The sequence below is a fragment of the Pseudomonas sp. 58 R 3 genome (assembly GCF_900006605.1).
GTDB classification, from domain to species: Bacteria; Pseudomonadota; Gammaproteobacteria; order Pseudomonadales; family Pseudomonadaceae; genus Aquipseudomonas; species Aquipseudomonas salomonii.
Genome location: NZ_CVTT01000060.1, coordinates 88,834 through 101,497, shown reverse-complemented (window position 1 = coordinate 101,497; position 12,664 = coordinate 88,834). Strand labels below are relative to the sequence as shown.

The window sequence follows — 12,664 nt, the reverse complement described above, 5'->3', positions numbered from 1 at the left end:
GCCTTCCAACCCTGCAAGGGAGCACCCATGCTCGATATCCTCCAAGGCACGCCCCTGTGGGTGTACGCCATCTACCTGTGGATTTGTTATTACGGCATCAAGGCCTGCCTGGGCGGGTGCGAGAATCGACGCTCGTTGATGATTTTGCCGGTGGTGCTGATGGTGGGCGGTGTGTCGGGGTTTACCGTTGGTCTGTTCTGCGGGCGGGCCGATCGATTGCAGCGGGCGCTGAGCGCCTTGCGCCGCGATAAGGGCAGTGTGCTGCCTTGACCTGACCTGCGTGGCCGCCGAAAATGCGCGACGTTTTTTTGTTCCCGCTTACTGAAGTAGTGAAATTTCAATGTCTGATTCTTACACCGAACACGCCGCCGAAGAATCCGTAGTCGCCCTGCAATCGAAGGCCGAATACGAAAATGCCATCAATCTTTCACAGCATGTGCCTGCGGCCAAGATCATCAGCGAGATGGTGCTGGACGCGTTCCACACTTCCAAGGAAAGCGACCAGATCCGCGAACTGCGCGTGGCCATCCGCCAGGCCCATGACGCTTTCGACGACGACAAGGCCTACGACCTGATGGGCCAGCTCAAGCAACTCAAGGATGCCGAAGCGGCCGACAACATCGCCCTCGAAGACCTGAGCAGTAAGTTCTCGATCAGCCGCATCCTCTCCAGTTTCAAGGACGACCCCGAGTTTCAGGAGCTGGTCTACGGCCTGGCCCTCAAGGTGCTGAACCAGTCTCACCAGGCCATCAGCAACCCAAGCGCCGGCAAGGGCAAGGCTGCACGGGCCAAGAAAGAAGCCGAAGTGTTTGTGATCAGCAAGGATGGCATCAGCGTCACCCTGCCGCTGCGCACGCCGCGCTCCAAGCTCAACGTTGACCGTGAAGCGTTCGAATTTCTGGGTTTCAGCTTTGTGGGTGAAGGCGACGAGGCCGAGCTTGAAGTTGAAAGCTTTGTGGATAACGCCGGCGCCGAGCAGCCGTTGAGCCGCAAGAGTGTGATTACTGCACTGCAGCAGCAGACGGCGTTTGATGGGTACAGCATCGCGCAGCAGTAACGCATTACCTGCAACACAGCTGGACTAAAAATGTGGGAGCGGGCTTGCTCGCGAAGGCGATGTATCAGTCAGAACATTTGTTACTGACACACCGCCTTCGCGAGCAAGCCCGCTCCCACATGGGTTTTGTGGTGATTTAAAGACTCGCGAACACCTCGCGAAACCGCGCCATCTCCTGTTTATTGCCCACCGTCACCCGCACCCACTGCGGCCAATTCTTCCACACCCGCCCGACCAATACGCCCTGTGCAGCCAGCTTCTCGATGACCTGTTCGGCCGGTTGCTTCACGTTAATCATGAAGCAGTTGCTTTGCGACGCAGTGCAGGTAAAACCACGCCCCTTGAGCCAAGCCACGGTTTCGTCACGCAGTTGGGCATTGAGCGCCTTGCGTTGCGGCACCAGCTTGAGGTCTTCCAGGCTCGCCCGAGCACCCAGTAGCGTGGACGCGGCCGGCACATTGTCGCCACCAAACACCGCCAGCCGTTCCAGCAACGCCGGGTGGCCGATCGCCAGGCCCAGGCGCGCACCGGCCATGCCGTAGATTTTCGAGAAGGTGCGCAGCACCAGCAAGTCGTCGTGGTCCTTGACCCAGCTCACGCAGCTTTGTGCGTCACAGAAGTCGATGTACGCCTCATCCACCACCAGCACGCAGCCTTTGGGTTTGTTCGCCAGCGCCTGGCGGATCGCTGCGGTGGGCGTCAGGGTGCCGGTCGGGTTGTTGGGGTTGCACAGGTACAGCATGCCCGCCTGAGGGTCTGCGGCGAGCATGGCCGGCACGTCATGGGCGTGGTCGGCATTAAGGCTCACTTCGTGCACCGGCGCCTGCCACGCTTGGGCGGCCTGACGCGGTACTTCATAGGACGGCGTGGCCATCACCAGACCACGGGCCTGGCTGGTAAACGCCAACACGGCGTAGCGCAGGGCGGCCATGGAGCCGGAAAATACAGCGACCTGTTCTTCGGCCAGCCCCTGCGCTTTAGCAAACTGTTCGGCCAAGCCGTACATGTAACCATAGGGATACAGCCCGGAGAGGGCGATGCCACGCTGCATCGCCTCGCGGGCGGCGACTGAAGGGCCGTAGGGGCTTTCGTTGTAGTTGAGTCGCACCCTGTCCGCCGGGGCCGGTGGCGGGCCGGCGACCGCCCAGTCCAGGCGGCCCAGCACCGGCAGGGCCGCACCAAAGGCGAGAAGAGACCGACGACTTACGCTGAACATGGCGCGACTCCTTGTAGACGGGTGATGGTTTCTCACGGTGCGTACAAAGAAGTATGACGAGAAGGCGCCCAGCTGATTTAGCCACCGGCGCCGCGATCAGCCCTCCAGGTAGTCGGCGATCGGGTAATTCATGCACAAGGCTTCCACCGCCGTGCGCGCCTGCTCGAGCACCTCAGGCTCAAGCCGATAGTCCTGTTCGCCCAGCGGGGTGACCTTTTCCAACACCCGACAAATCAGCTCAATCACCTGCCGGCAGCCGTCGGCATCGAAATTGCGTTGCGCCATGCAGCCGGTGCCGAGACACAAACCGCTGGTGACCAACTTCGAACGTGTCTCGCCCGGTACGCGATGCTTGCTCACCACAATGGCGCAAGACTCCAGGGCCGCCTCGGCGATGGCGCCAGTCATGGCGCCCGGCAACCGGATCAGTACCGTATGGTTGTCACTGCGCCCACCCACCACGTCGTAACCCTGGGCCGCAAACGCACTGGCCACTTCATCGGCAAGCGCACGACCACGCCCCATGCAGGCGTCAAATTGCGCTGACTTCGCATACCTGAAGGCGGCCGCTTTTGCCGCGATCATATTGACCGCCGGCGCCCCTTGCATGCGCGGGAACACGGCTTGATCCAGCACACGGCTGAACGTCGACCGCAGGCCGGGCACCTTGGTCTCGGCGTCGCGGCCGCACAGAATCAACCCACCACGCGGGCCGCCCAATTGCTTGTGCGTGCAGGTGATGGTGACGTGTGCGGCGTTGATCGGGCTCGGGTGGCGCCCTGTCACCACCAACCCGGCGATAGCGGAAATATCCGCCAGCAGGATGGCGCCCGCCTCGTCGGCAATCGCGCGAAAGCGCTCAAAATCCACCACCCTTGAGTACGCACCCGCACCGCAAATAATGATGCGTGGGCGATGGGCCAGGGCCAGGCTGCGCACCTGCTCATAATCGATAAGGCCTTCGCCGGTGGTGCCGTAGCGGATGGCCTTGTAATAGGCCCCGGTGAACACCGCCGGGCTGCCAAGGGTGAGTTCGCCGCCATGGTCATGGGCCATACCCAGTAGCGTATCGCCCGGTTCAAGCAGCGCCGACAGCACCTGGGATATGGCATTGGACGCCGAATGAGGCTGCACGCCGGCGTAATGCGCGTCGAACAACTCCCGCGCTCTGCGGATAGCCAGGGACTCCACCAAATCGACATTTTCGCAGCCGGTGCGATAGCGTTTGCCGGGTGTGCCTTCGGCGCTCACATTGACCAAGGCCGAGGCGCAGGCCACCAGAGTGCGTGGCTTGACCGCACAGGAGGAAGCCACCAGTGAGAGGGTGCGATGCTGGCGAGTGACTTCAGCATCCAGCAGGCTGGCGAGCTCGAAGTCTTCTGCGCGCAGATCCGCCAGGCCACGACGCAGCAGGTCGGCCTGGTCTTTCAGAGGTACGGTATTGAATGCCATCAGTGCGGGTCCCTTCCTGGGCGTTGCGTGCCGGTCCGTCCTGAACCGAGAGGATCAATTAAACAGGAAATTAAACATTTTCCAAATCAAATGTTCATTTTACAAACGCCAACCCCATCAAAAGCACGCAAGCAGCGCATCCGGACTTTATTGTTAGGCCCGACGCATGCAACACTCCCGCCGCCGCAAAACCACAAGCGCCCCCGGAACGGGCGCTCCCTGTTGTGGTTGCGCAAACAATGGACGTTAACGACTAAAAGGAAGTGGTGAGCACGTGATACACAGACGCGAAAAAACCGAGCACTTGAAGAGCAACATCAAGTACTTGATCAAAAGCCGCGGCGAGACGCAGTTGTCGTTATCCAATGCTGCCGGCCTGACCAGGACCACCATCTACAACATCCTGGAAGGCAAGGTCGTCAACGTGCAGCAGTCCACCGTCCGCAAGATCTCGGACTTCTTCGGCGTCTCCTACGATGAAATCGAGACCCTCGATTTTGAAGCCAAGGAAATCATCGAGAGCAGTGTTTCCCCACAGGGCAACATGAACCCGGCCGCCGTGCCGGTGCTCAAGGAAAGCCTGGTTATCCAGAACCTGGACAAGCGCATTGGCGAGCTGGCCACGCTGTATCCGCTGACCTACTACTTCGGCTCTTCCTACAACCTGATCGGCGTGCGCCTGGAACGTGGCATCCCCGGCATCAACGAGCCAGGCGATTTGCTCATCGTGCAAAAAGGCGCGTCCACCCTGGGCAAAGAAAAGCTGGTGTACGACCGGGCCACCCAAAAGATGTTTATCACCCTTCAAGCCTGCGCCGGTTCAGAGCGCTTGTGCGTGATCGGCGACATCATTGAGGAGCGCTTCAATGACAACCTATGAAGCCGGCATCGAAAACAGCAAATACAAACTGCTGGGCTTTGAGAATGACAAGAGCCTGGCGGTGATCATGGTGATCGCCACCGGCAAGGTCATCAAGATGAAGCTGAATGAAGTCATCAACAGCGAAATCATGGATAACCTCAATAAAATGGAAATTAAGAACATGTACAAGAAGTTTTATTCACAGGGAGGGACGCTGACGGCCTACGATATCAACGACCGCAACGAAAACTCCTGGATGATCTACATCATCCTGAACCTGTTGCTGTTCACGTTTTATATTTTCACCAGCATTGCCGCGACCAAGCCTATTTACCTGGAGTCGATGGGCATCATCGTCACGCCGGGCACGTTTCTTTACCCGCTGACCTTTCTGATCGTGGATTTGCTCAACGAGCAATTCGGCCTGCGGCTGGCCAGGCGCGCCATTTTGTTTGCGTTTGCCAGTAACGCGATGATCATCATCTTGCTCTATGGCTCGACGTTTCTGCCGGGGTTGCCGGGCTGGAAACTGGACGGGCCTTACAACGACGTGATCATTCAAGTGTCCTCGGTACTGGTCGCGTCCTCGGTCTCGTTCCTGGTGTCGGAGAATATAAACTCCTACTTGCTGTGCAAGATCAAGGAACTGACCAACTCCAAATACCTGTACCTGCGGATTTTCCTCAGCACGTTCTTTGCGGTGATTATCGACAGTTTCCTGTTCTGCTTTATTGCGTTCTATGGCGCGATGCAGACCAGCGACATCTTGAGCATGATCTATGTGCAGATCGCGATTAAAGTCGGCTTTGCGTTTTTCAATATTCTGCCGGCCTATGGCGCGCGTGCGTTGTTCAAACGCTGGATTACCGGTAGCGCTGCCTGATGTTAATAGGCTGGTTAATGTGACCTAACTGTGGGAGCGGGCTTGCTCGCGAATGCGGTGGGTCAGTCAATTTATCCGTAACTGACATACCGTATTCGCGAGCAAGCCCGCTCCCACATTTTGACCGAATACCGCTTGCGCCCCTGATCCTAGCTCAGTTGCAACTTCTGCTTCAGGCTGCTCATCACACCCGGCTTGTCCTGCAAATACTCATTCAAGCCCCGCGCCCGCAGGTTGCATGCATCGCAATTACCGCAGCCGGTGCCGATGATGCCGTTGTAGCAGGTCAGGGTCTGGTGCTGAACCAGGTCCAGTTGCTGGTGGTAGTCTGCCAACGCCCAGGTCTCAGCCTTGTTCAGCCACATCAACGGCGTGTCCAGGCGCAGCTTATAGTCCATGCCCAGTTGGAGCGCGGTGTTCAGCGCTTTGACAAAGTCATCGCGACAATCGGGGTAACCCGAGAAGTCGGTTTCGCACACACCGGTAATCACGCTTTCGGCTTTGACCTGATAGGCGTAGATCGCCGCCAGGGTCAGAAACAGGATATTGCGCCCCGGCACAAAAGTACTCGGCAGGCTTTCGCCCGAGCTGTTCACGGTCGGCACCGGAATGTTGTCGCGGGTCAGGCTGCTGATCGCCAGCTCGTTGAGCAAAGACACGTCCATCACTTTGTGAACGGTAGCGCCCAACTGCTTGGCCAGCTTCTGCGCGACTTCAACTTCGGCGACATGGCGCTGGCCATAATCGAAGGTGATGCAGTGCACTTCGTCATACTGCCCCAGCGCCTGGATCAGGCAGGTGGTCGAGTCCTGCCCGCCACTGAATACCATCACGGCTTTTTTCGTCATCACGTTGCTTCCTGCATTTGTAGAATGTGGGAATAGTTTAAAGGCCACGCCATAAAAAACCCCGCGCTTCTTGCGAAGGCGGGGCTTTTTGTTGCTCGATGACTCAGTGTGCGTAGGTCAGCAACAGCTCTTTCGGCACTTGGAAATCCAGGGACATCATCACGCTGAGCGCGGTGATGGTGAAGATCGAGAACACGAACAGCTTGCGCGCCCAGACGGTGTCATCCACCGCCTTGTAGCCGGTCCAGGCCATGTACAACCAGTACATGCCCATGGCGGCGGCGACGGCGAGGTAGCTCATGCCGGCGTAGCCACTGAAGGTCAGCATCAAGGTCGCCACAAGGAAGGCCAGGATGTAGAGCAAAATGTGTTTCTTGGCTACCTGAATGCCACGTTTAACCGGCAGCACCGGAATCGACGCAGCCAGGTAGTCATTGAAGCGGAAGATTGCGATGGCATAGGAGTGCGGCATCTGCCACAGGCTGAACATCACCAGCAGCACCAGCGCAGCCATGTCGAAGCTATTGGTCACAGCCACGTAACCAATCACCGGCGGCATCGCCCCGGACAGACTGCCCACCAGCGTGCCGTGAACCGACTTGCGCTTGAGGTACAGGCTGTAAAGGCCGACGTAGATGACAAAACCGATCACGGCAAACAGCGCCGCCAACGGGTTGGCCACCTTGTACAACAGGGCCACACCGGCAACACCCAGGACGGTCGCGTAGATCAGTGCCAGTTTCAGGGAGATAAGGCCCTGCACCAGCACACGATTCTTGGTGCGTTCCATCTTCAAGTCGATGTCACGGTCGATGCAGTTGTTGAACACACAACCGGAAGCTACCACCAGGGACGTGCCGATCATCGCAGCCAAGAAGATGGCCAGATCGACATGCCCCTTGGAGGCCAGGAAGAAACCGCCTGCCACAGAAAGCACGTTACCGAAAATGATCCCCGGTTTGGTGATTTGGATAAAGTGCTTAAGCGACATCGGGTCTTACCTCACTTCGCCATCATGAACGTATGGATGCTGAACATGATCCATATCGACAGGCCAACCAGCAGCAGGATCACAAGACCTGCGAACACGAACGCAATCACGTTATCGCGCTGCTCTTTCGAGCGATCCAGGTGCAGGAAGTACACCAGGTGAACCAGAACCTGAATCACCGCGAACGCCAGGACGATCATCAAGGTGATCGACTTCGGCAAGGTTGGGTACATCACCAGGCCGAACGGGATCAGGGTCAGGATGACCGACAGGATGAAGCCGATAGCGTAAGACTTTACGCTGCCGTGACTCGCATCATGGCTGTCATGGTCATGGGAGTGTGCATTAGCCATTACAGAGTCCCCATCAAGTAAACGACGGTGAATACGCAGATCCAGACCACGTCCAGGAAGTGCCAAAACAGGCTCAGGCAGCTCAGGCGAGTCTTGTTGGTGTTGGTCAGGCCGTGCTTATTGACCTGATACATCATCACCGCCATCCACAGCAGGCCGGCAGATACGTGCAGACCGTGGGTGCCTACCAGCGTGAAGAACGCGGACAGGAAGCCGGAACGGTGCGGGCCGTAGCCTTCGGAGATCAGCAGGTGGAACTCGTTGATCTCCATGCCGATGAAGCCCAGGCCGAACAGGAAGGTCAGTGCCAACCAGCTCAGTACGCCCTTCTTGCTGCCCTTGTAGAAGGCCAGCATGGCGAAGCCGTAGGTGATCGAACTGAACAACAGCAAGGCGGTTTCGCCGAGCACGTAAGGCAGTTCGAAGATGTCGTGGCCCGACGGGCCACCCGCTACGTTGTTTACCAGTACCGCGTACACCGCGAAGATCGACGCAAACAAGATGCAGTCGGTCATCAGGTAGAGCCAGAAACCGAATACGGTCATTGGCCCCGAGTCGTGGTGATGGTCATCGTGCCCATGGTCATCGACATGGGCGTGTCCAGCATTGGTCACTAAGTTCGACATGGTTTAAGCCTGTTCCAACGAGGTTTCTACACGGTTGGCCGGGATTTTCTTCTCGGCTACCAGGCGAGCGTGTTGCTCGGCTTCGATGCGTTCGATCGTCTCGACCGGCACCATGTAGCCTTGATCATCACGGGCAGCGTGAATGATGAAGTAACCGATAGTGCCTACCAGGCCCACGATTGCCAGCCACCAGATGTGCCAGATCATCGCGAAACCGAACACGGTCAACAGCGCGCCCATCACCACGCCAGTGGCGGTGTTGTTCGGCATGTGGATCGGCTCGTAGTGCTTAGGACGCTGGTACGCAGTACCGTCTTCCTTGGCTTCGGTGAACGCATCAATGGTGTTCGCAGTAGGAATCACGGCGAAGTTGTAGAACGGTGGAGGCGAGGAAGTCGACCATTCCAGGGTGTGGCCATTCCATGGGTCACCGGAGTCGCAAGCGTTCTGCTTACGGTCACGGATGCTCACGTACAGTTGAATCAGCTGGCAGGCGATACCGGCAGCAATCATCAACGCACCGAACATGGCGACGTACAGGTACGGCACCCACTCAGGGTTGGTAGTGGCGTTCAGACGACGGGTCATGCCCATGAAGCCCAGCGCGTAGAGCGGCATGAACGCGACGAAGAAGCCCGAGATCCAGAACCAGAATGCAGCCTTGCCCCAGCCTTCGTGCAGCTTGAAGCCGAACGCTTTCGGGAAGTAGAAGCTGAAACCTGCGATGTAGCCGAATACAGCACCACCGATGATCACGTTGTGGAAGTGCGCGATCACGAACAGGCTGTTGTGCAGTACGAAGTCAGCACCCGGGATGGCCAGCAGTACGCCGGTCATGCCGCCGATGGCGAAGGTCACCATGAAGCCCAGGGTCCACAGAACCTGGCTGGTGATACGCAGACGGCCGTGGTAGATGGTGAATAGCCAGTTAAATAGCTTCACCCCCGTCGGGATCGAAATCAGCATCGTCGCCAGGCCGAAGAAGGCGTTGACGCTGGCCCCCGAGCCCATGGTGAAGAAGTGGTGCAGCCATACCATGAAGCCCAGTACGGAAATTGCGCCCGATGCATAAACCATCGAGTGGTGACCGAACAGGCGCTTGCCGGTAAAGGTCGAGATCACTTCAGAGAAGATACCGAACGCTGGCAGGATCAGGATGTACACCTCAGGGTGCCCCCATGCCCAGAACAGGTTCACGTACATCATCGGATTGCCACCAAGTTCATTGGTGAAAATGTGGAAATCCAGGTAACGGTCAAGCGACAGCAGCGCCATGGTAGCGGCCAGGATCGGGAACGAAGCCACGATCAGGACGTTTGCCCAGGTGCAGGTCCAGGTGAAGATCGGCATGTCCATCAGTTTCATGCCAGGGGCGCGCATTTTCAGCACGGTGGCCAGGAAGTTGACCCCCGTCAATGTCGTCCCGAGTCCTGATAACTGTAGCGCCCAGATGTAGTAGTCCACACCCACGCCCGGACTGTACTGAATGCCCGACAATGGCGGATACGCAACCCAGCCGGTCTTGGCGAATTCGCCGACGCCCAGGGACAGGTTGATCAGCACCACGCCGGAAACCAGCAGCCAGAAGCTCAGGGAGTTCAGGAACGGGTAGGCAACGTCACGCGCACCGATCTGCAGCGGCAAGGCCAGGTTCATCAAGCCGGTGAAGAATGGCATCGCCATGAAGATGATCATGATCACACCGTGAGCGGTGAAGATCTGGTCATAGTGTTCAGGCGGCAGGTAGCCCGGCGAACCCTCGGTGGCCATGGCCAACTGGGTACGCATCATGATGGCGTCGGCAAAACCACGCAGCAGCATGACCATGGCAACGATGACGTACATGACACCGATTTTCTTGTGGTCGACAGACGTCAGCCACTCGGTCCACAGGTAGGTCCATTTCTTGAAATACGTGATTGCAGCAAACAGTGCCAGACCACCCAGCGCGATCATGGCGATGGTCACCATTACGATCGGCTCGTGGAACGGGACCGCATCCCAACTTAATTTACCAAACATCGTTTACTCCTCTGCCCCAGCAGTTGAATGCGAGCCCGTGTCAGAACCTTCAACCACGGCCACTTCTTTCTTCTCGTGCTTGACCGGCTTGCCTGGCTTCATACCTTCGTACTTGTCGACGATTTTCTGAAACAGGTCCGGCTCAAACGCGGAGTACAGCGCGACTGGGTTGTTCTGGCTTGGTTTGGTCAGGGCGTCGTATTCAGCTTGATCAAGCTGTTTAGGTGCGGCCTTGACTGCGGCTACCCAGGCGTTGAAGTCTTCCTGGCTCGTCGAGATCGCTTTGAATTTCATGCCGGTGAAGCCAGCGCCGCTGTAGTTCGCGGAGATGCCTTCCATTTCAGCTTTTTCGTTGGCGATCAGGTGCAGGCGAGTCTGCATGCCCGCCATCGCGTAAATCTGGCCGCCCAGTGCAGGGATGAAGAACGAGTTCATCACGGCATCGGAGGTGATCCGGAAATTAAGCGGAGTGTTCTCCGGGAACTGGATCTCGTTGACCGTGGCGATACCCAGGTCCGGGTAGATGAACAGCCACTTCCAGTCCAGCGCGACCACTTCGATGTTGATCGGCTTGACGTTGGATTCCAGCGGACGGTAAGGGTCCAGCTCGTGGGTCGACTTATAGGTGATGTAACCCAGGGCGATGATGATGAGGATCGGAACCAGCCACACCGCGATTTCGATCTTGGTGGAGTGCGACCACTTGGGCGCGTAGGTAGCGCTGGTGTTCGACGCGCGGTATTTCCAGGCGAAGGCGAAGGTCATGATGATCACAGGGACCACGACCAGCAGCATCAGCAGGGTAGCGGTGATGATCAGGTTTCGTTGATCCAGACCGATCTGTCCTTTTGGGTCCATCAAGGTCCACTTGCAGCCTCCCAGCATTAACAGCATGCCAATCAGCGGCAAAAAGCCTAGTAATCGGGGGTACCTGTTTTTACTCATCTCACGACCTCTAAAGCAGCTTGCGCAATGCAGTTGGGTTTTGATCGCCAACACTTCACCCTGCCAAGGGTTGGCATTTCTCTTCGATTGAATAAGAGCCTGCCCGTCACGCCATAACTGTACGTTTCACGGACCTGCGGTGAGTTCTTATTCGATTTCGTGGTTAAAGGCCTTGTTACAGACCAATTCCATTTGGTGCGGATAGTTGAAAGGCTGCCGGAACCTTGGGGTCGCACAGAGCCGTCCATCTGCCCCTCGACCGCTCCGGTGCTCAAATATTGAACAGCACCGGACATTCAGTGCGGGCGATTGTAGTTAGCTAGCGATGTATAAACCATGTCTTATAAAGAAATAATTTTTATCGATTACAGCAACAATCCTTCACTAAACCTGCAAAGGTTCGCGATCTTATCGTGTTCGATTCTCAACAAAAACCACAAAAATTGCCGTGTTATTGGGCAGAACGCTACTTCCCTTACACCTTGTAAGGGCTTGCAAAACGGATCCAAGCCCCCATAAAACAAGGCATTCGGACATCACCCAACGGCTCGGACGGCATGACATTCGCGGCATCGCCCAAACGATGAACTGACAGCACAATTTAGCCTTCGGGTGCAAATTCAGGCGGCGGTTTGATGGGTCGGAAACGTCCTGCGACAACGTCCGTGTGACAACATGTCGCACGCTGCGCGCACCTATTGTTGCCCCTCGTCACGGCCCTTTCACAAATCCCTACGAACAAAAACGCCCCGGACTTCCTTCAAGGAAGACCGGGGCGTTTTGGAGAACAGGCTCAGGCCTGGCGCTGGCGATTGCGATAGATGCCCAGCGGCACCAGGATCACCGTCAGCACAAACGCCACCAGCGCCCACTGCGCCAGGGACAGGCCAAGGATGGGCGGGTACGGCGTGCTGCAGAAGCCGTCGACCTGGAAGCCCAATGGGAACACCTTGGCCAGCGGCAGCTCATCGACAATCGGCTGCAACACATCGACGCCGCAGCTCACCTCAGGGAAAAACTGGGTATACACGTGGTGGCCTGCGGCAGCGACGCCGCCCAGGGCACTGAGTACTACCAGCCCTTCAAACAAGGTGACCGCACCTTTGCGGCGCATGGCGGCGCCGATGAAGGCAAAGATCGCAATCAACAGCAAAGCGTAGCGCTGCAGGATACACAGCGGGCACGGCGCCTCGCCCAACACCACTTGCATGTACAGCGCACCGCCGATCAGCGCCAGGCAGATGATGCCCAGCAACACCAGAAAGCGCCGCTCCCTGCCTAAACGCAATTCGTCACTCATCCCCATTTTCCCTTTGTCGTTGTGCCAATGCCGGCAAGTTTACACACAGAGCATGGTTAAAACAGAGAGGGGTTAACAGCGGATTAATCTGGATAAATAGATAACCCAA

General features: G+C 57.4%; 13 protein-coding genes and 1 pseudogene. 5 read left to right on the top strand and 9 right to left on the bottom strand.

Features of this window, described 5'->3' with window-relative positions; translation table 11 throughout:
- Nucleotides 1-27 precede the first annotated feature (27 nt).
- Nucleotides 28-270: a hypothetical protein gene (locus BFP92_RS18325; protein ID WP_065930551.1), complete on the top strand. Its 243-nt coding sequence runs from the start codon at nt 28-30 to the stop codon at nt 268-270.
- A gap of 70 nt (nt 271-340) precedes the next feature.
- Nucleotides 341-1,057 carry a hypothetical protein gene (locus BFP92_RS18320; RefSeq protein WP_065930550.1) on the top strand — a complete coding sequence of 239 codons (717 nt, stop codon included), beginning with the start codon at nt 341-343 and terminating at the stop codon, nt 1,055-1,057.
- A gap of 136 nt (nt 1,058-1,193) precedes the next feature.
- Here the strand turns inward: BFP92_RS18320 and BFP92_RS18315 are convergent, their stop codons facing one another.
- Nucleotides 1,194-2,273 carry a pyoverdine biosynthesis transaminase PtaA gene (locus BFP92_RS18315; RefSeq protein ID WP_065930549.1) on the bottom strand — a complete coding sequence of 360 codons (1,080 nt, stop codon included), beginning with the start codon at nt 2,271-2,273 and terminating at the stop codon, nt 1,194-1,196.
- Between the two features lie 96 nt (nt 2,274-2,369).
- Entirely contained in the window at nt 2,370-3,725 is a 1,356-nt protein-coding gene (locus BFP92_RS18310; RefSeq protein ID WP_065930548.1) for a serine hydroxymethyltransferase, read from the bottom strand.
- Nucleotides 3,726-3,999: 274 nt separating this feature from the next.
- On the opposite strand from BFP92_RS18310, the gene BFP92_RS18305 reads away from it, so the two are divergent.
- Together BFP92_RS18305 and BFP92_RS18300 are read left to right on the top strand one after the other, a co-directional pair.
- On the top strand, nt 4,000-4,605 hold the full coding sequence (locus BFP92_RS18305) for a helix-turn-helix transcriptional regulator (RefSeq protein WP_083221760.1): 606 nt from the start codon (nt 4,000-4,002) through the stop codon (nt 4,603-4,605).
- On the top strand, nt 4,592-5,470 hold the full coding sequence (locus BFP92_RS18300) for a queuosine precursor transporter (protein ID WP_065930547.1): 879 nt from the start codon (nt 4,592-4,594) through the stop codon (nt 5,468-5,470). Before BFP92_RS18305 ends, BFP92_RS18300 begins: the two co-directional genes overlap by 14 nt.
- A gap of 149 nt (nt 5,471-5,619) precedes the next feature.
- Here the strand turns inward: BFP92_RS18300 and queC are convergent, their stop codons facing one another.
- The 6 genes from queC to cyoA form a co-directional block, all read right to left on the bottom strand.
- Entirely contained in the window at nt 5,620-6,318 is a 699-nt protein-coding gene (gene queC / locus BFP92_RS18295; protein ID WP_065930546.1) for a 7-cyano-7-deazaguanine synthase QueC, read from the bottom strand.
- Between the two features lie 103 nt (nt 6,319-6,421).
- Nucleotides 6,422-7,309: a heme o synthase gene (gene cyoE / locus BFP92_RS18290; protein WP_017135069.1), complete on the bottom strand. Its 888-nt coding sequence runs from the start codon at nt 7,307-7,309 to the stop codon at nt 6,422-6,424.
- 11 nt (nt 7,310-7,320) lie between these two features.
- Complete coding sequence (cyoD, locus tag BFP92_RS18285) at nt 7,321-7,662, bottom strand: cytochrome o ubiquinol oxidase subunit IV (protein WP_010206434.1); 342 nt, start codon at nt 7,660-7,662, stop codon at nt 7,321-7,323.
- Nucleotides 7,662-8,288, bottom strand: a complete 627-nt coding sequence (locus tag BFP92_RS18280; protein WP_056858318.1) for a cytochrome o ubiquinol oxidase subunit III — start codon at nt 8,286-8,288, stop codon at nt 7,662-7,664. The genes cyoD and BFP92_RS18280 overlap by 1 nt, the downstream gene beginning before the upstream one ends.
- Before the next feature lie 3 nt (nt 8,289-8,291).
- Nucleotides 8,292-10,310, bottom strand: a complete 2,019-nt coding sequence (gene cyoB / locus BFP92_RS18275; protein WP_017135070.1) for a cytochrome o ubiquinol oxidase subunit I — start codon at nt 10,308-10,310, stop codon at nt 8,292-8,294.
- 3 nt (nt 10,311-10,313) lie between these two features.
- Nucleotides 10,314-11,255, bottom strand: coding sequence for a ubiquinol oxidase subunit II (gene cyoA, locus BFP92_RS18270; RefSeq protein ID WP_065930545.1), 942 nt, complete (start codon nt 11,253-11,255; stop codon nt 10,314-10,316).
- A 27-nt stretch (nt 11,256-11,282) separates the two neighbouring features.
- Between cyoA and BFP92_RS32345 the strand changes: the two are divergent.
- Nucleotides 11,283-11,574 (top strand): annotated as a pseudogene (locus tag BFP92_RS32345) (hypothetical protein).
- 474 nt (nt 11,575-12,048) lie between these two features.
- On the opposite strand, the gene BFP92_RS18265 reads toward BFP92_RS32345, so the two are convergent.
- Nucleotides 12,049-12,555, bottom strand: a complete 507-nt coding sequence (locus BFP92_RS18265) for a disulfide bond formation protein B (RefSeq protein ID WP_056858320.1) — start codon at nt 12,553-12,555, stop codon at nt 12,049-12,051.
- Between the last annotated feature and the right edge of the window lie 109 nt (nt 12,556-12,664).

What these genes read in the sequence shown, in the direction of transcription:
- BFP92_RS18325 (WP_065930551.1), top strand. Translation starts at nt 28, where the DNA reads ATGCTCGATATCCTCCAAGGCACGCCCCTGTGGGTGTACGCCATCTAC.
- BFP92_RS18320 (WP_065930550.1), top strand. Translation starts at nt 341, where the DNA reads ATGTCTGATTCTTACACCGAACACGCCGCCGAAGAATCCGTAGTCGCC.
- BFP92_RS18315 (WP_065930549.1), bottom strand. Translation starts at nt 2,273, where the DNA reads ATGTTCAGCGTAAGTCGTCGGTCTCTTCTCGCCTTTGGTGCGGCCCTG.
- BFP92_RS18310 (WP_065930548.1), bottom strand. Translation starts at nt 3,725, where the DNA reads ATGGCATTCAATACCGTACCTCTGAAAGACCAGGCCGACCTGCTGCGT.
- BFP92_RS18300 (WP_065930547.1), top strand. Translation starts at nt 4,592, where the DNA reads ATGACAACCTATGAAGCCGGCATCGAAAACAGCAAATACAAACTGCTG.
- queC (WP_065930546.1), bottom strand. Translation starts at nt 6,318, where the DNA reads ATGACGAAAAAAGCCGTGATGGTATTCAGTGGCGGGCAGGACTCGACC.
- cyoE (WP_017135069.1), bottom strand. Translation starts at nt 7,309, where the DNA reads ATGTCGCTTAAGCACTTTATCCAAATCACCAAACCGGGGATCATTTTC.
- cyoD (WP_010206434.1), bottom strand. Translation starts at nt 7,662, where the DNA reads ATGGCTAATGCACACTCCCATGACCATGACAGCCATGATGCGAGTCAC.
- BFP92_RS18280 (WP_056858318.1), bottom strand. Translation starts at nt 8,288, where the DNA reads ATGTCGAACTTAGTGACCAATGCTGGACACGCCCATGTCGATGACCAT.
- cyoB (WP_017135070.1), bottom strand. Translation starts at nt 10,310, where the DNA reads ATGTTTGGTAAATTAAGTTGGGATGCGGTCCCGTTCCACGAGCCGATC.
- cyoA (WP_065930545.1), bottom strand. Translation starts at nt 11,255, where the DNA reads ATGAGTAAAAACAGGTACCCCCGATTACTAGGCTTTTTGCCGCTGATT.
- BFP92_RS18265 (WP_056858320.1), bottom strand. Translation starts at nt 12,555, where the DNA reads ATGAGTGACGAATTGCGTTTAGGCAGGGAGCGGCGCTTTCTGGTGTTG.